This is a genomic window from Aeromonas ichthyocola, assembly GCF_046087985.1.
GTDB classification, from domain to species: Bacteria; Pseudomonadota; Gammaproteobacteria; order Enterobacterales; family Aeromonadaceae; genus Aeromonas; species Aeromonas rivipollensis.
In genome coordinates this window covers 60249-77500 of sequence record NZ_JBJSWH010000004.1, presented here as the reverse complement: position 1 = coordinate 77500, position 17252 = coordinate 60249, and the positions used below count along the sequence as shown (strand labels likewise).

12 protein-coding genes and 4 pseudogenes (1 of these 16 only partly in view) are annotated in these 17252 nt (G+C 60.6%); 8 read left to right on the top strand and 8 right to left on the bottom strand.

Going from position 1 to position 17252, the window contains the following annotated elements:
• Positions 1-459, bottom strand: a pseudogene (locus ACF2JD_RS12710) (helix-turn-helix domain-containing protein); it reaches 114 nt to the left of the window's first position.
• Positions 460-579: 120 nt separating this feature from the next.
• On the opposite strand from ACF2JD_RS12710, the pseudogene ACF2JD_RS12705 reads away from it, so the two are divergent.
• Both ACF2JD_RS12705 and ACF2JD_RS12700 read left to right on the top strand, forming a co-directional pair.
• Positions 580-1759 (top strand): annotated as a pseudogene (locus ACF2JD_RS12705) (benzoate/H(+) symporter BenE family transporter).
• Positions 1760-1880: 121 nt separating this feature from the next.
• The gene (locus ACF2JD_RS12700; protein ID WP_440987554.1) at positions 1881-2945 is read left to right on the top strand and encodes a DUF3103 family protein; all 1065 of its coding nucleotides are present in this window, start codon (positions 1881-1883) and stop codon (positions 2943-2945) included.
• Between the two features lie 66 nt (positions 2946-3011).
• Here ACF2JD_RS12700 and metF read toward each other — a convergent pair whose 3' ends face one another.
• Positions 3012-3908 carry a methylenetetrahydrofolate reductase gene (gene metF, locus ACF2JD_RS12695; protein ID WP_025328549.1) on the bottom strand — a complete coding sequence of 299 codons (897 nt, stop codon included), beginning with the start codon at positions 3906-3908 and terminating at the stop codon, positions 3012-3014.
• A gap of 327 nt (positions 3909-4235) precedes the next feature.
• Between metF and ACF2JD_RS12690 the strand changes: the two genes are divergently transcribed.
• On the top strand, positions 4236-5030 hold the full coding sequence (locus tag ACF2JD_RS12690; RefSeq protein WP_440987553.1) for a GNAT family N-acetyltransferase: 795 nt from the start codon (positions 4236-4238) through the stop codon (positions 5028-5030).
• A 61-nt stretch (positions 5031-5091) separates the two neighbouring features.
• Here ACF2JD_RS12690 and ACF2JD_RS12685 read toward each other — a convergent pair whose 3' ends face one another.
• The 3 genes from ACF2JD_RS12685 to ACF2JD_RS12675 all read right to left on the bottom strand — a co-directional run bounded on the left by ACF2JD_RS12685 (position 5092) and on the right by ACF2JD_RS12675 (position 9337).
• A complete protein-coding gene (locus ACF2JD_RS12685; RefSeq protein WP_440987552.1) occupies positions 5092-6537 on the bottom strand; it encodes an extracellular solute-binding protein in 1446 nt (481 codons plus the stop codon).
• An 8-nt stretch (positions 6538-6545) separates the two neighbouring features.
• Positions 6546-8525 (bottom strand): methyl-accepting chemotaxis protein, encoded by a 1980-nt coding sequence (locus ACF2JD_RS12680; RefSeq protein WP_163149461.1) that lies wholly within the window; start codon positions 8523-8525, stop codon positions 6546-6548.
• Between the two features lie 200 nt (positions 8526-8725).
• Positions 8726-9337 carry an OmpW family outer membrane protein gene (locus tag ACF2JD_RS12675; RefSeq protein ID WP_025328553.1) on the bottom strand — a complete coding sequence of 204 codons (612 nt, stop codon included), beginning with the start codon at positions 9335-9337 and terminating at the stop codon, positions 8726-8728.
• A 324-nt stretch (positions 9338-9661) separates the two neighbouring features.
• Here ACF2JD_RS12675 and ACF2JD_RS12670 point away from each other — a divergent pair, with 324 nt between their 5' ends.
• Positions 9662-9787, top strand: a complete 126-nt coding sequence (locus ACF2JD_RS12670) for a hypothetical protein (RefSeq protein ID WP_005328766.1) — start codon at positions 9662-9664, stop codon at positions 9785-9787.
• A 175-nt stretch (positions 9788-9962) separates the two neighbouring features.
• Here the strand turns inward: ACF2JD_RS12670 and uvrA are convergent, their stop codons facing one another.
• Positions 9963-12791, bottom strand: coding sequence for an excinuclease ABC subunit UvrA (uvrA, locus tag ACF2JD_RS12665; RefSeq protein WP_111911710.1), 2829 nt, complete (start codon positions 12789-12791; stop codon positions 9963-9965).
• 94 nt (positions 12792-12885) lie between these two features.
• Positions 12886-13524, bottom strand: coding sequence for a LuxR C-terminal-related transcriptional regulator (locus ACF2JD_RS12660; RefSeq protein WP_162472085.1), 639 nt, complete (start codon positions 13522-13524; stop codon positions 12886-12888).
• Positions 13525-14043: 519 nt separating this feature from the next.
• Here ACF2JD_RS12660 and ACF2JD_RS12655 point away from each other — a divergent pair.
• Positions 14044-14619: a single-stranded DNA-binding protein gene (locus ACF2JD_RS12655; protein ID WP_139744800.1), complete on the top strand. Its 576-nt coding sequence runs from the start codon at positions 14044-14046 to the stop codon at positions 14617-14619.
• Between the two features lie 157 nt (positions 14620-14776).
• A pseudogene (locus ACF2JD_RS12650) lies at positions 14777-15521 on the top strand (substrate-binding periplasmic protein).
• 75 nt (positions 15522-15596) lie between these two features.
• Here ACF2JD_RS12650 and ACF2JD_RS12645 read toward each other — a convergent pair.
• Positions 15597-15719: a hypothetical protein gene (locus ACF2JD_RS12645; RefSeq protein WP_111809286.1), complete on the bottom strand. Its 123-nt coding sequence runs from the start codon at positions 15717-15719 to the stop codon at positions 15597-15599.
• 287 nt (positions 15720-16006) lie between these two features.
• Here ACF2JD_RS12645 and ACF2JD_RS12640 point away from each other — a divergent pair.
• A pseudogene (locus ACF2JD_RS12640) lies at positions 16007-16649 on the top strand (cation diffusion facilitator family transporter); the annotation flags it as partial.
• A 26-nt stretch (positions 16650-16675) separates the two neighbouring features.
• Entirely contained in the window at positions 16676-16960 is a 285-nt protein-coding gene (gene yjbD / locus ACF2JD_RS12635) for a DUF3811 domain-containing protein (protein ID WP_440987551.1), read from the top strand.
• Positions 16961-17252: the final 292 nt, after the last annotated feature.

The following is a 17252-nucleotide window of genomic DNA, read 5'->3' as shown; positions in this document are numbered from 1 at the left end:
CAGTGAGCGCCACTCCCCTTCCACCAGCACCTCCATCACGCCGCTGATGACGATGACATGCTCGGTCACTCCCGGGCTCATGGGGCTCGGATTCACGCTGGTAACCCGGCAACAGGGTCAGTTCAAACAATTCAAAACCAAACCGCTTCTCATAAGGGAAGAGGGGGGCCACTTGCATGCCCTCTCCCGCTGGCTGCTGGCGAATGGCATCGGCGGTGCGATAGAGCACCTCTGCCTGCGCTGCCGGGTGTGGGCTCGATAAAACTGGAAAAGGAGACCCGAAAACCGGTGGCGATCTTCCACAGCGTCGCCACCGTCGGGCTGGACTCTCCCCGCTCAATCTGCCCCAGCATCGCCTTGCTCACACCCGTTTCGCGCGCCGCGGCATCCAGGCTCCAGCCCAGTTCGCTGCGCAACCCCTTCAGATCGAGCAGCCAGATGCTGATTCATCTCTTGCATGAACTGCCTCTTTATTACTCTTGCATGATGCGCCTTGTGCGCTATAGCGCACAGCGATATAGTCAAAGCTGAATTGTACGTAATAACGCACAGCGCGTCACAACACCAAGAGGAAGAATCATGCCCTTCGCCCTCCCCCATCTGGTCGCAGGCTTTATCGCCGTGATGGTCGGCTACACCAGCTCCGTCATCCTGATCATCCAGGCCGCCACGGCGGCGGGTGCTGATACTGCTCAAGTCGCCTCCTGGCTATGGACGCTGGGTATCGGTATGGGCGTAAGCTGCATCGGCCTCTCCCTCTATTACCGCATCCCCGTGCTGACCGCCTGGTCAACGCCGGGGGCCGCCCTGCTTATCACCAGCCTGGACAATTTCAGCCTGGCGGAGGCCATAGGTGCCTTCATCATCTCCTCCTTGCTGATCACCCTGTGCGGCATCAGCGGCTGGTTTGACAGGCTGATGCGCCACATTCCAGCTCCGCTGGCCGCCGCCATGCTGGCCGGGGTACTGCTCAGATTCGGGCTGGACCTGTTCAAGGTGGCCCCACAGGATCCCCTGCTGCTTGGCGCCTTGTTGCTGGCTTTCTTGCTTGGCCGCCACCTCTGGCCCCGCTATACCATGGTGCTGGTCCTGGCCACCGGCATGCTGCTCTGCAGCGTGCGAGGGGAGTTGCAGCTGACTGGCACCTTTCACTGGCAACTCGCCAGCCCGGTCTGGACATGGCCAGCCTTTTCCATCAATGCCCTGTTTGGTATCGCGCTGCCGCTGTTCATCGTCACCATGACATCGCAAAACATGCCGGGCATTGCCATCTTGCGAGCCCATGGCTATCAGCCTTCTACCTCCTCCCTGATCAGCTGGACTGGCCTGACCGGCCTGCTGCTCGCCCCTTTTGGCGGCTATGCCTTCAACCTGGCCGCCATCACTGCCGCCATCTGCATGGGCAAAGAGGTGGATCCGGACGCCAAGCGCCGCTGGCCTGCTGCGGTTTGGGCGGGTTGCTTCTACCTGCTGACCGGCTGCTTCGGCGCAACCGTGGCCGCCCTGTTCAGCGCCTTCCCGGCCGCCCTTGTCACCTGCGTCGCCGGGCTGGCCCTGCTCGGCACCATAGGCAGCAGCCTGCACTCTGCCTTGCAGCAGGATGAAACAGCGAGAAGCTGCGCTGCTCACCTTTATCATTACCGCGTCCGGGATCAGCCTGCTCGGCATCGCGGCAGCCTGCTGGGGATTGCTGATCGGTCTGGCGCTGCATCAGTCCAATTATATCGACAACCTGAACCAATTGAACCTCAAGGCATGAGCCTCTGCACACTATCCAGATAAAATGATTCACAAGTGAAACTAATTTTCCTCTAGTGGTGTCAGGACACCACTCTTCCCGGATGCGTGCCTCTGTCAGGTTCATGTAACGGAGAACAATAATGAGGAATCAGGCTGTCATTTTATTGCTGACCCTGCTGGGCACCGCCAGTGCCCATGCTGCCGACACGGACAGGGAGCTGGCACGCCAGCTCGCACTGCAGCAGAAGAATCTGCTGCCCCTGCTCGCCAATCAGGAGTACCAGAGTCCGCTGCCCAACCTGCTGCAAAAGGCGAGCCCACGCCTCAAACGGCAGGCCACAGATGCCAATCAGGCCGCCATCAACCGGCAAGGGCTGGAGGGTGAAGTCAAGCAAGTGATGCAGTTGCGACTGGCCAACCCCGAGCAGGCCAATGCGCTCAAGCAAGGAGCAGAGCCGCTGATTGCCTACGTGCCGAGCGGCGATGAGAAGAGCTGGAGCGCCATCGAAGCCTTCGATGGCGCCGGCAATCCGGTCTACCTCGATGTGAACCAGCCACCGGCGCGACCCGTGCTGGTAGTGGAGGCCGATCCCGTCAAGGCCAAGAATGCCGGTCTGAAGGTGATGCGCAAGGCGCTGGCTGCCGCCGACATGCAAGTGGCCCCTCGTGCTGCCGACAACACGGCGCCCCTCAAGACCAGCATTCTCAAGAAGATCAGGCTCAGCGATGATCAGGAGCCCTGGTTGCTCGGCGCCGCCGAGGTCTACGCCGTCGTGGCCGGGGTCAATCCCGGCCGGGACGAACCTGTGGTGGACATAGTCGACATGCCCTACCTCGACCATGACAACACGGATTACAGCCCGAACCAGATCCTGGTGTACTGGGATCGCTATCGCTGGGGCGCGGTCGACCTCGTCATGATGGAGCAGGATGACAACGTCAACTACAAGGAGCTGAGCGCCCTGCTGATCGAGGCGCTGAAGCTCGGCTTCACCGCCGGCGGCGTGCCGGAAGCCCTCCCCTTCCTCGATCTCGGCGGCCGCATCGTCAAGGCGCTGCCCGACTCCTGGATGACCAACAACGACGACTACCTGGACACCTTCTACACCCTGGAGCAGGACCAGAGCTACCACCAGTATCCCGGCGCCGCCGGCAATGCGGTCATCACGCTGGAGCCCAAGGAGATCCAGCCGACCAGACCCTGATCATCACCCATAGCAAAAAGCCAATGAGGCAACTCATTGGCTTTTCTCGTTTCTGACTGATGGGGATCAGGCCTGGCCTTTCGGCCTGACTCCCAGGGTATGGCAGATGGCGTAGGTCAGTTCGGAGCGGTTCAGGGTATAGAAGTGGAAATCCTTCACCCCTTCCTGGCTCAGCACCCGCACCTGATCGATGGCGATGCTGGCGCCCACCATGTTGCGGGTCATCTGATCGTTATCCAGCCCTTCGAACCGCTGGTGCATCCAGCGCGGGATCTTCACGTTGGTAAAGCCGGCAAACTTGTTGAGCGTCTGGAAATTGGAGACCGGCAGTATCCCCGGCACTATCTCGGCATCGATGCCGATGGCGGCGCAGCGATCACGAAAGCGCAGGTAGGTCTCCACATCGAAGAAGAACTGGGTAATGGCGCGGTTGGCACCGGCATCTATCTTGCGCTTGAGGTTGAGCAGGTCGGACTGCGCGCTCCTGGCTTCGGGGTGGCCCTCCGGATAGGCGGCCACCGAGATGTCGAAGTCGGCCTCGGACTTGAGCAGGGCGACCAGATCGGTGGCATACATGTCCGGCTTGTCGAGTCCGGGGGGCAGGTCACCGCGCAGTGCCACTATGTGGCGAATGCCGCTGTTCCAGTAGTCACGGGCAATGGTTCTCAGCTCGTCGCGGCTGGCATCGATACAGGTCAGGTGCGGTGCGGCGATGAGGCCGGTGCGCTCCTTGATGTCCTTGATCACCTTGTGCGTACGATCCCGGGTGCCCGAGTTGGCGCCATAGGTCACGGAGACAAACTTGGGTTCCAGCACCTGCAGTCGTTCGATGGATTGCCAGAGGGTATTCTCCATCCCTTCGCTGTTGGGGGGAAAAAACTCGAAGCTGACCGAAATGTTGTTACCCAAGTCAGCCAGACTCTGGTTGAGTGCCTCAACCTGACGCGCGCTGTGAAATCCCATCTGCTCTCTCCCTGTCCTACAACCGATTCCTGTACGTCAAAACGGATGTTTGGACGTCTAAACGTCTTTCTATCTTTATGAGAAAACGGATCAAAGTCAACATCGATTTGCCCACGAAGGCGGGATAAACGATTTTTTTTATTTTGCAATTCGACCCAAGTAACGGCGGGCCCCATCCCAAAATGGCCTCAGGCACGCTATGATGCGGGCGGATCGTCCTGGACGTTCTGAATCTGCGTGTGATTGTTTGGCCGGGTTTCCCGGCCTTTTTTTAACTTCTCCCCCTCCCTGCCGATAATCAATTCAAGCATTTGCAGGAGCCTTGTCATGGAAGATCACCCCGGTTTTGCCACCGATTTGCTGTTCGATCGCTATCAGGGCGAGGTGACGGACCATGAAGGGTTCTGGGCCGTGCGCACCCCGACCGCCCCGGATTACTACTTCGGCAACTATCTGCTGCTCCCCACTCCGCCCAGCGACCGCGACAAGGGTTGGCTCGAAGTCAGCTTCGACAAGCTGATCGGCCAGGATCCCAGGATCCGCCATCGCACCTTCCAGTGGCCGCTGGCCGAGGGACAGAACAGCCGGGTCGCCGGCTTCGTGGCGGCGGGATACCAGTACATGGAGTGCGTGGTGCTGGCGCTGGGGGCCACCGATTGGCAGGCCCCGAGCGACCAGGATCTCGCCCCGGCCCGCCCCTTCACCCCCGCCGACTGGGATGACTGGCTGACCCTGGAGCTCGATGACAGGGACTCGGGCCATGGGGAGGCGAGCTACCTTGCCTACCTTCAGTCACGGCGCGACCTCTATCAGGCCATGATCGCCGATGGGTTGGGACAATGGTGGGGGATCTGGCAGGGGGATCGTCTGGTGGCCAGCTGCGGCCTCTTCTTCACCGGCACCATGGGGCGCTTTCAGCTGGTACGCACCCATCAGGATTGGCGCAACCGGGGCCTCTGTCGTCAGCTGCTGAGCCAGGTCGCCCGCCAGGGGTTCGAGCGGGCCAGGCGGCTCATCATAGTGGCCGACGAGCACTACCACGCCCAGCGGGTCTACCGCGCCCTGGGCTTCGTCCCGGTGGCGCGCATCGGCAGCCTGTGCCGCTGGGCTCAGCAGCCGTAGGTGTCTGACACAAATGAAAACGGGAGGCTGATGCCTCCCGTTTTTTTCATGGTGCTGCCATTCAGGGCTGCGGCGCTTCCAGCTCGCTGGCAAGCGCCTGCTCGACGTCGGTCGAGGCCGCCGCTGAGGGAGCAACAGCCGCAGGCGCGGGGGACGCATTCAGCTCGGTCGAGATGGCCGCGGATGGCGCAGCGATGACAGACTCAACCGTGGCGGGAGCAGCAGAGACGGCGGCGGGAGCCGCGCATTGGCAGTCCAGGGCCTTGGCCTGCTGGCTCTGATGAGGGGCGTACCAGCCCTTCAGTCCCTGCTCCAGCCGATCGGCGGCGGCTTGCGGTGCCATGGTGCCGAGCAACACCCCCTGGCTCACCTCGGCCAGCTCATCCCCGAGCTTGGGGGTGCCGCGAGAGAGGATCTGGGTGGCGACCCGGATGGTGGAGTCACACTGATCCCGCCACTCCATCATCTCTTTGGCCGCCGGGTTGGTGGCCTCGAAGAAGTGGTTGGAGAGGGAGAAGAACCCCGGCAGCGAGTTGGTATAGAGCTCGGCAAACTGGGAGGTAGTCAACCACTGCAGGAAGGTCATGGCGGCCTCCTTGTTCTTGCTGGCCGGGTTCATCCCCATGCCGATGTCGGTGTGATCGGTAAAGAAGCAACCATCACCCTGTTTGGCCACAGGGGGGCGCATGACACCGAAGTCCACCTTGCCGGTGAAGGGGGCTATCTCCCAGGAGCCGGCCGCATAGAAGGCGGCCTTGCCTGAGGTGAACAGCTCGTTGGTGGTGGCGTAGTCACGACCCTCGCCCCCCTCGCCGAGATAGGCACGCCAGCGGGCCAGTTCCTCGAACACCTTGACGTATTGCGGGTTGTCGAGCCGCTCCTGGCCCGCGATCAGCGCCAGCCGGCCATCCTCCCCTTTCCAGTAGTTGGGGCCTATGTTCTGGAAGCCCAGCTCGGAGGCGACCCAGCTCTCACTGCCACTCATGGCCAGCGGCACATAGCGGCCATCCGCCTTCAGCTTGTCGAGCACGGCGAAGAACTGGTCCCGGGTCTGCGGCACCGTCAGCCCCAGCTCACTGAAGATCTGCTTGTTGTAGAAGAAGCCGTGAATGACGGAGGCCATGGGCACGCAGAAGGTCTGGGCGCCGCTATCGGTCTGCCAGGGGGACTGGGCAAAGCTCGGGAAGTTCTCCATCCCGGCCATCTCGCTCAGCTCCGCCAGATGACCCGCCTTGAACAGGGCCAGGGAGTCGTCGAACGGACGGCAGGTGATGAGATCCCCGGCCTTGCCCGCCTTCAGGCTGGCCCAGAGGGTCGGCATGTATTCGACGTTCTGCACCCCGTTGAAGCTCACCTGGATACCCGGGTGAGCGGCCTCGAAGGCGGGAATGATCTTCTCCTCCCACAGGGCCTTGTCATCTATCCGCCAGCTTTCGATCACCAGCTCGCTGGCCATCAGCTGGCCACACAACAGGAGACTCAGGGCCCCGATCCACTTGTTAGCCATAAGTCCTCCTACACCTTGAAATGAGCGATCAATTGCTGCTGCTTGGCGACCAGTTCCGCCAGTACTTCACTGCTGCCTGCCGATTCACGGGCCTCCCGTTCGGTCTCGTAGGCCACGTCCGCAATGCCAGCGATATGACGGGCCACCCCCTGACTGACCGAGATCTGTTCCTGGGCCGCATGGGCGACCTGATCCGCCATCGACTTGATGGCACTCATCCGCTCGGCGATGGATTGCAGCGCCTGATCCATGGCCCGGGTCTGCGACACGCAACCCTGGGTCTGCTCCTGGCTGCGCGCCATCACCTCCACCACATGCTTGCTGGAGCTCTGCAGATTCTCGATCATGGCCTGGATCTCCTCGGTCGAGGTCTGGGTCCGGTTTGCCAGCGCCCTCACCTCGTCAGCCACCACGGCAAAGCCGCGGCCGGCATCACCGGCCCGTGCCGCTTCGATGGCCGCATTCAGTGCCAGCAGGTTGGTCTGCTCGGCAATGCTGCGGATCACATCCAGAATGCTGCCGATGTTGTTGCTGAATTCCCCCAGCTTGTGAGTGATGCCGACCGCCTCCTCCATGGCGCCCGCCAGCTGTTCGGTGATCTGGCGCGTGGTCGCCACCTGCTTGCGACCGGCGCGAGCCTCCTCGTCGGCCAGATCCACCTCGCGCTTGGTACCATCGGTGGAGCGGGCCACCTCGGTGGCGCTCACTTCCAGCTCGGTGATGGCGGCGGCGACCTGGTCGGTCTGGCTCTTCTGATCCTGTACCCTGGACATGGCGCGCTCGCTGATCTCGGCGGCGCGGCTCGCCTCCTCCACCAGATGGCGGGAACCGGCGTTGATCTGGGAGAGCAGCTCCCCTGTCTTGTCCGCCAGGGTGTTGATGGAGCGGGTCAGGCTGCCGAATTCACAGCGGCTCTGGTAGTCGATGCGCCGGGTCATGTCCCCGGTGGCCATGCGATCCAGTGCCCGATCGATCAGCTGTAACGGGCGCTGTATGCTGCGCGCCGTGGTGTAACCGATGATGAGCGCGGCAGCGGCGGAGATGGCGGAGACGATCAGGATCCAGAAGCTGGCACTGCTGACGGCGTCATCGGCACCGATCCGGCTCTGGCTGGCGATGCTGCCCGCCGACTTGCCCATCTCGTCCAGCAGCGCCAGGCTGTTGACCAGGCTGGTATCGAGCTGCTGATTCAAGGTTTGCAGCGATGCCGCAAGCTGCTGGGCATGGCGCATGGTGGCCAGCAGCCCCTGCGGGCCAAGCGCCAGCTCCTGCATCCTGTCCAGATTGACGACGAAACGCTGCCTCACATCATCGGGCACCAGCACCCGCTCGAGCCGCTTGCGCGCCATCTCTATATCCTTGGCGAGCACCTTCTCCAGTTCGTTGAGATCTGTCTTGGCGTCGGCCCGACGGATGTTCTTCAGATCCCGGGCTATGCCGGAGGTGATGAGTTCGGCCTTGTTGCGCATGGATCGCTTGCTGGCGGTCTGCTGCAACAGCAGATCGGCGGCCCACTGATAGGTATCTTCCAGCCGGATAAAGGCCAGCTCCAGCTCATGACGCCGATCGAGGGCGGCTATCCACTGGCCATGCTGGCTCAACACCTGATCCGCCAGACCGTAGAACTCCCGGGTGGCCCCATCTACCTGACGAAAGCGCTCGCCCGCCTCGGCCACGTCGTTGAAGCGGGCCATCTCCTGGCTCTGGGCCAGGAAGCGCGCCTGCTGCGCCTTGAACTGGCTGGCCAGCTGCGGCAACTGGGTGGCATCTTCGCTGGTCCTGTAGGTCAGCACCCAGCGGTTGCTGTCCTGAAGGGCTCCCTTGAGCCCGGCGACGGCGATCACCAGGGGAGTGGCACGATCCGATACCTGGGAGAGCCCCTCATTGATTCCCCGGATCTTCAGAATACTGATGAAGCCCAGCAGAACCAGCAGCAGCAACATCAGCACAAATCCGGCGATGATCCGCTGCACGATAGATAAACCCATGGAGACATCCTCACTCGTTGGGAAATAAAGGGGTGAACGCAGAGGCTATCGGCAAGTTGAGGCAATGGAAGAGCAATAAGTGACGCCATGGGGGGCCGGATCACGGTTATTTCCCCGAGCCGGACAGAAAAGGGCCCGAACAGAGCCGGGCCAAAGAGACATGCTTGGTTGTCATGGCCTTGTGGCGGCCAACCTTGTCATCAGAAGCGGTAGCCGACGCCGAACATGAAAGCAACCGGATCTATAGAGGTATTGATGGTGCCCACTGCGGTGTGCACGTCGGTGTCGATGTCGATGAGCCAGGCGGAGGCGTTAACGAACCAGCGGTCGTTGATCGCCATGTCCAGGCCCACCTGACCCGCCAGCCCCCAGGAGGAGTCAACGCTCACATCCGTGCCCGCCAGGGCACCACGGCCCTCTTCATCGAAGAAGGTGGTGTAGTTGATGCCGGCACCGACATAGGGACGCACCTTGCTGTTGGCATCCCCGAAGTAGTACTGCGCCATCAGGGTCGGCGGCAGGTGCTTGACCTTGGCGACCTCACCCAGCCCCGGGGTCGACACCGAGTGGGAGAAAGGCGTCGCCGCCAGCAACTCGACGCCCCAGTTGTCCGTCAGCATGTAGGAGAGGGTCAGCCCCAGCTGCATATTGCTGTCGATATCCAGTTCGCCGGTGCCCAGAACGTCGTCACTGCTGGTCTGGGGAGAGACGAAGGCCAGGCCGCCACGCACCAGGATGTCACCGGCCTGATGGGCCATGGCGGCAGGGGAAGCAAAAGCGGCTGCGATCAGGAGAGGAAGCACTTTTTTCATCACATAATTCCTTTTTGTTTTCTTTCTATGTTGTAAGCCCGAAAACTATAAAAGGATGTGAATGAGTGGTTATTGATTTAGCTCAATAGTTATCAAGAAATAGATGGATGTACACAGCAGCTTCAGATAGCCAAAAAACTGACAAATAACACCTGAAAATCATTTAAATACAGACGGTTGAAATATAAATACGCAATGACATCCGATTTAAAATAGCAACCAAATACACCTTAAGGGTGCCCATATTCCCATTTCTCTGTTGTTTAATGATGCCGGCCAGCGTATTTTATTAAAGCAATGTAGCCATGCTGTAATTTAATCTTTATGAAACCACAAACACGCAAAGACAAAATCATCGGCATCCTGGCAGCCATCTGGGGCATAGGCTCCTTCCTGTTTATCCTGCTCGGTTTTCTGTTCGCCCTCGCCTTCCTGATGCTGGCCCACTGACACCCCAGAGTCACAACTCACACCATCAGTGTGGAGCTTGCCCTGCCCGACCCAATGCCGCATTCAGTCAGTCTCAGTGTCTGCGCCCGCCGCCGAGGCGGATCCCAATGCCCCTCCATCTCCGGCGATCGCCCACAAAAAAGGGGCCAAGGCCCCTTGTCTGTCTGACTTGCCCTCACTTGTTCAGCAAGGGGGCCAGGAAGCGCGCCGTGTGCGACTCCTTGCAACGGCTCATCTCCTCCGGCGTGCCGGTCACCAGGATGCGGCCGCCACCGGCGCCCCCTTCCGGCCCCAGATCGACGATCCAGTCGGCGGTTTTGATGACGTCCAGGTTGTGCTCGATGATGACTATGGTGTTGCCCCGATCCCGCAGCTGGTGCAGCACCTTGAGCAGTTGCTGGATGTCGTGGAAGTGCAGACCCGTGGTCGGCTCGTCCAGGATGTAGAGGGTCTGGCCGGTGTCGCGCTTGGAGAGCTCCCGCGCCAGCTTGACCCGCTGCGCCTCGCCCCCCGACAGGGTAGTGGCCGACTGGCCGAGCCGGATATAGGAGAGACCCACGTCCATCAGGGTTTGCAGCTTGCGCGCCACCGCAGGGACGGGGTCGAAGAATTCGCGGGCATCTTCCACCGTCATCTCGAGGATCTCGTGGATGTTCTTGCCCTTGTACTTCACCTCCAGGGTCTCGCGGTTGTAGCGCTTGCCCTTGCAGACGTCGCACGGCACGTAGACATCCGGCAGGAAGTGCATCTCCACCTTGATGACGCCATCCCCCTGGCACGCCTCGCAGCGGCCCCCCTTGACGTTGAAGGAGAAGCGACCCGGCAGGTAGCCACGTGACCGCGCCTCCTGGGTACCGGAGAGCAGCTCGCGGATCGGGGTGAACAGACCTGTATAGGTGGCCGGGTTGGAGCGCGGAGTTCGACCTATGGGGCTCTGATCGATATCCACCACCTTGTCCAGGTGCTCCAGCCCTTCCACCTCGCGATAGGGCGCCGGGGTGGACTCGGTTGCCTTGTTCAGCTCCCGGTGGGCGATGCGGAACAGGGTGTCGTTGATCAGGGTCGACTTGCCTGAGCCTGAGACCCCGGTGACGCAGGTCATCACCCCTATGGGCAGATCCAGGTTGACGTTGCGCAGGTTGTTGCCGCTCGCCCCCTTGAGTTTCAACCACTTGCCGGTGAGCGGCGTGCGTTCATCAGGAATGGCGATCTGCTTGCGGCCGGAGAGGTAGTCACCGGTCAGCGAGGCGGGGTTGGCGATGATCTCCTCCGGTGTCCCCTGCGCGACTATGGCGCCGCCGTGCACGCCAGCCCCCGGGCCTATGTCGAGCACATGGTCGGCGAGGCGGATGGCATCCTCGTCGTGCTCCACAACTATGACGGTGTTGCCCAGATCGCGCAGGTGGGTCAGGGTCTTGAGCAGCCGCTCGTTGTCGCGCTGGTGCAGGCCGATGGAAGGCTCATCCAGCACATACATCACCCCCACCAGACCGGCGCCGATCTGGCTGGCCAGCCGGATCCGCTGCGCCTCCCCGCCGGAGAGGGTCTCGGCGCTGCGGGACAGGCTCAGATAGTTGAGGCCGACGTTCACCAGGAAGCCGAGCCGCTCGACTATCTCTTTGAGGATCTTCTCGGCAATCTGGGCGCGCTGGCCGCTCAGGTTCAACCCCTCGAAGAAGGCGAGCGCATCGCCGATGGACTGCTCGGCGATGGCCGGCAGGTTGCGGTTGTCCACGAAGACATGGCGCGCCTCTTCCCGCAGCCGGCTGCCACCACAGCTGGTACAGGACTTGTTGGCAATGTACTTGGAGAGCTCTTCCCGCACCGAGTTGGATTCGGTTTCCCGGTAGCGGCGCTCCATGTTGTGCAGTATCCCCTCGAACGGATGCTTGCGCACCACCACATCGCCGCGGTCGTTCATGTAGCGGAACTCGATCTCGGTGCGACCGGAGCCGCGCAGTATCACCTCCTGGGTCTTGACCGGCAGGTCTTCCCAGGGCGCCTCCAGATCGAACTTGTAGTGCTCGGAGAGGGATTTCAGCATCTGGAAGTAATAGAAGCTGCGCTTGTCCCAACCGCGGATGGCGCCACCGGCCAGGCTCTGGCTAGGATCGTGGATCAGCTTGGCGGGATCGAAGTACTGCTGCACCCCCAGGCCGTCGCAGGTGGGGCAGGCTCCGGCCGGGTTGTTGAAGGAGAAGATGCGCGGCTCCAGCTCCGACATGGAGTAGCCGCACTCGGGGCAGGCGAAGTTGGCGGAGAAGATCAGGGGGGCAACCCCCTCCTCTCCGTCCATGGGAGCCACCAGGACTATGCCGCCGGAGAGGGTCAGTGCCGTCTCGAAGGATTCGGCGAGGCGCAGTGCCAGGTCATCCCGCACCTTGAAGCGGTCCACCACCACTTCGATGGTGTGCTTCTTGTGCAGCTCCAGCGAGGGAGGATCGGAAAGATCGCACACCTCCCCATCGATGCGGGCGCGGATATAGCCCTGGGCCGCCAGGTTCTCCAGCAGCTTGCTGTGCTCCCCCTTGCGATTGCGCACCACGGGCGCCAACAGCATCAGCTTGGTGCCTTCGGGCTGGGCCAGCACTTGATCCACCATCTGGCTGATGGTCTGGGCGGCGAGCGGGATGGCGTGGGTCGGGCAGCGGGGCTCACCGACCCGGGCAAACAGCAGGCGCAGGTAGTCGTAAATTTCGGTGATGGTGCCGACGGTCGAGCGCGGGTTGTGGGAGGTGGACTTCTGCTCGATGGAGATGGCAGGCGACAGCCCCTCGATATGGTCCACGTCCGGCTTCTCCATCAGTGAGAGGAACTGGCGGGCATAGGCGGAGAGAGACTCCACGTAGCGGCGCTGGCCTTCGGCATAGAGGGTATCGAACGCCAGGGAGGACTTACCGGAACCTGACAGGCCGGTGACCACGATGAGCTTGTCACGGGGCAGAGTCAGGTTGATGTTTTTGAGGTTGTGGGTGCGGGCACCCCGGATCACGATTTTTTCCATCTTGTTGCGCGCTCGATACGGGAACCAGAGCGGGCCAGTATGGCATAGAGACTACTGGATGAATAGACAGGCTTTTATCATCCCATCCCGGCTCTCAGAGATACTCCTTGGCCCAGCTCACCGCCTGCAGGCGGTTCTTGACGTTCAACTTCTTGAACACGTTATAGAGGTGGGACTTGATGGTGTGCTCGCTCACGAACAGGCTGTCGGCGATCTCGGTATTGGAGGCCCCGGTCATCAGGTGGCGGACTATCTCCTGCTCACGGGCCGTCAGCAACGTCTGGTTGCGCAGGGGCTGGCCGCTCCCCTTGCGGTAGTAATCCACCAGATCGCACAGCAGATGGCGCGGGATCCAGTACTCCCCCTGCAACACCTTGCGGATGCCGATCACCAGCCGATCCAGGTTGTCCTGGCGGAAGAAGAGCCCGCTGGTGTGGGGCCACATCAGCAGCAACTCCCTGTCCGTGCTGGTCGGGGCGTTGAGCAACACGGCACTGGCCTCGCCGAAGCGGCTGCAGATGGCCTTGCTCCAATCCGCCTGCTGAGCCGACTTCAGATAGTCCAGATCGATCAGCAGCAGCGTCTGGGCAGAGGTTTCGGCGGGTTCGGGCAGGGCCTCTATCTCCCCCACCAGCAAGATGGACAAACCAAGCTGTTCGCTGAGGTGACGCTGGAAACTGCTGGCTTGTGCATTATTTTCGGTGATCAGCACTAAGGGGTATTCGGGCGTCATCAAGAGAACTTCCTTGCACATTCGAGTCGGGGCTTTTCGGCAAGGAAGAGTACCAATCCCCCTCCTGGCTGCAGCATTAAAAAAGTATTAGACGCCGCTGTGATTCCTTTGAAGCTCAGCAATTTTCCAACCAATACAAATGACTAGCACACACCCCCCATTTGGGGGGTTAAGTAGTGCCGACCAGCACCATAGCAGGCCTTGGCCGTCGATGCAGCAACTCTGCCCCGTCGTCCCCTTGCTGGTGGGGCCATACCTCGGGTAAGTTACTCGGACGCCAGCGGCGGGGTTTGGTGCTCGCCGGGACAGGAAGGTGTGCGCTCATCTCCGCCAACTGGTATTATTGCGGGCAAACGCTGCGGCGGATGGCCGATAAACGCGTCGGTTGAATCTGGCACAGCCGTGACATGCGTGAAGATGAGGTCCATCCGTGGCGCGCATCTCATTGCAAACAAACGACATATTGAATGGGACCAGGCATTTGGCCTGGCCGGTATACATAAGGGTGGAAGAGAGATTATGGCCAGTCGAGGCATCAACAAAGTCATTCTGATCGGTAACCTGGGGCAAGACCCGGAAGTGCGCTACATGCCGAGCGGCGGTGCCGTGACTAACATCACCCTGGCCACCTCCGACACCTGGCGCGACAAGCAGACCGGTGAGCAGAAAGAGCGTACCGAGTGGCACCGTGTGGTCTTCATGGGCAAGCTGGCCGAAGTGGCGGGCGAGTACCTGAAGAAGGGTTCCCAGGTCTATGTCGAAGGCAAGCTGCAGACCCGCAAGTGGCAGGATCAGGGTGGCCAGGAGCGTTACACCACAGAGGTGCTGGTCGACAGCTTCACCGGCGTGATGCAGATGCTGGGTGGCCGTCCGCAAGGCGGCGCCGGCCAGGGCATGGGCGGTCAACAGTCCCAGGGCAACTGGGGCCAGCCGCAACAGGCCGCCCCCCAGCAAGCGATGCAGCGCCCGGCCGCAGCCCCGCAGCAGAATATGCAGCCACAGGGTGGTTACAGTCGTCCGGCCCAGCAGCCGCAGTCTGCACCGCCGGTCTACAACGAACCGCCGATGGATTTCGACGACGATATCCCGTTCTAAATCGACACCCAGGCCCTGATGACTCAGGGCCTTTTTGTCTGTTTCTGACGCATTCATCCCCTCCCTCATTATGTTGTTGCAACGATCCGCACCTTACCCTCTCCCTCGCCCTGACTTGTGGCTATTCTCGGGACTAGTCACTTCCCCGAGAACCTGCATGAATCACCTTGGTCGCCTGCTGTGCCTCATCTTGCTGGTGTTTGCCGCCCCTCTGATCGCCAAGCCGCTGCGAGTGGGGGTGAGCTTCGCCATCCCTCCTTATGTGATCACGCACGAGGATCGCGGCATCGAGCTCGACCTCTGCTGAAAGAGGCGTTCGCCGGACAGCGGCTATGAGCCCAGCTTTGAATTTCTGCCGCTGGAGCGGACCTTCCGCATGCTGGAGTCCGGCAAGCTGGATGCCATCATCAACGTCAAACCCGGCATGGTTGCACGACGTCCCACTTTCTGTCCCGGCCCGTCATTACCTTCCATAACCGGGTCTTCACCCTGCGCAGCACCCATATCAGTACCCTGGACGACTGCAGCCAAGCGAGTCACCGCCTTTCAACGGGCAAGGATCATGCTGGGGGGCGCGTTCGCCACCATGGCCAACCAGAATCCCCACTATGAGGAAGTGGCCAAGCAGCAGGGGCAGGTGCATCAGTTGATGCGCGGCAGGGTCGATGCTGTGGTACTGGAGGAGCGGGTGTTCTACTACTATCTGGACCAGCTGGCCGCACCCCAGACGGGCGAGCGCTACGAGCGCGGGTCAGGCAATACGGACCTCTTCCCACCCACCGTCTATCACTTTGCCTTCCGTGCGGCCGATGTCCGCAACCTGTTTGATGAACGCCTTGAGGCAATGCGGGCCGATGGCCGCTATCGCCAGATTTTTCGCGGCTTACGGCGCCACGCCCTGAGCCTCCTGAAAACATAAAAGCCAGCCGGTAAGGGCTGGCTTTGTACTGGCTCCAAGGAACAGCAGTAGTGGAGCGTTACTTCATTGCGCTGCCGTTTTTCAGATCTGCTTTCTGACGTTTGGCTTCGCGCTTCTCTTTCAGTGACATCTGCGGTTTTTTCTTGGCATCTTTGCCGTTGTGATGTTCTTTGTTACTCATCATCAAACTCCAAAAATGTTATCCAGACAGTTGGAGCCACATAGGGATCCAGCATGCCATCCGAATCATCAACTTCAGTACGCTTGGTGTGATGCATTCTCACTATCGCCAGAAACAAAAAGTTACAACCCAAAGCAGCACCTCCCTGGACAAGCTGATATTATCCAGCCCTATTTGTGAAAATATTCCAGCGAGAATAAGGATCAACTTGGTCTCAGTTTGCTCCAATATCTCCTTGACCAGCATACCCCATTCACTCGCCATCCACCGGTAAATCGATCCAGCCTCATGACAAAATTGAAAACGTCTCCGGCGTGATCGAAGCGCTGCTGATCCTGCTGGCAGCCGGCTGGATAATATTCGAGGCCGTCGGCAAATTGATTACACCTACCCCGACATGCTGTTTTCGGCGCTGGTCAACAGCGGCGTCTCCGCCTACCTCTACCGGGTGGCCAAGGAAGAAGAGTCCGTGGCCCTGGCGTGCACTGCACCTGAAGGCGGACGTACTGACCTCGCTCGGGGTCGCCGTCGGCCTGCTCGGTATCTGGATTGCCGCCAGACTGGGCTACAACCTCTATCTGCTGGATCCCATTGTTGCCATCTGTGTCGCCCTGTTCATCCTCAAGGAGGCGATCGCCATGCTGAAGCAGGCCTTCCAACCCCTGCTGGACCACAGCATGGACAAGGAAGAGCTGGCCATCACCACCCAAGTGATCGAGGAGTGCTGCCCGGAGCATGGCGGCTTTCACGATCTGCGCAGCCGTCAGGCCGGCAGAGATGAGCATCGAACACTCCCACGCCATCTGCAATAGAGCAGGGCATCATGCCCTTCGTGCTGGGGAGCGGGCATGGTTAACAAGAGGACGATTCCCTTCGGCACATCCGGTGGAGAGTCGGCCCAATAAACGGCCGGCAGGTGTGGTAGGGTGAACCATCACCTGCCGCAGGAGCACGCCATGAAAAAGCTGGAAATGAAGGACCTCACCGACGCCGAAAAGGCCGAGATCACCCTGCTGCTCCAAAAGGCCCAGGCCCATGCAGATCATCAACTGAGCAATGGGGAACGCAACCGCATCCGCGAGGAAGGGCGCCTGAAAATCGCCGAGGATCGCGCCAAGGCAGCCAAGGCGGCCTCCGCACTGGCGCGGGAGAAGGCCAAGGAGCGGGCCAAGAATCAGGTGCTGCCCGAGACCTTCAACTGGGCGGACTCCGTCAGCAACAAGTACCGCAGCAAGCGATAATTTCTGTCTCCCATGTCCGGATGCTTGTGCTGCCACCCGGACATGGACCTGCATACTTCCCTTTTCCATACCGGAAATTGTTAGATAACCTTCTGGTATAAAACGATTTTATCAAGAAAAAACGCTGACACTCCCTCGCCGGGTCGGAATTAATACCAAGATAAAGATTGCCATGGCGGAGTGAGCGTGTTCTAATCGATTTCGATGGTTCGGTAGTTCAGACCTGATTATGTTAGGCAGTCATTTTAAAGCAGTGATTTGTGCATAGAGTTGTCCCAGATGATTCTCGCCA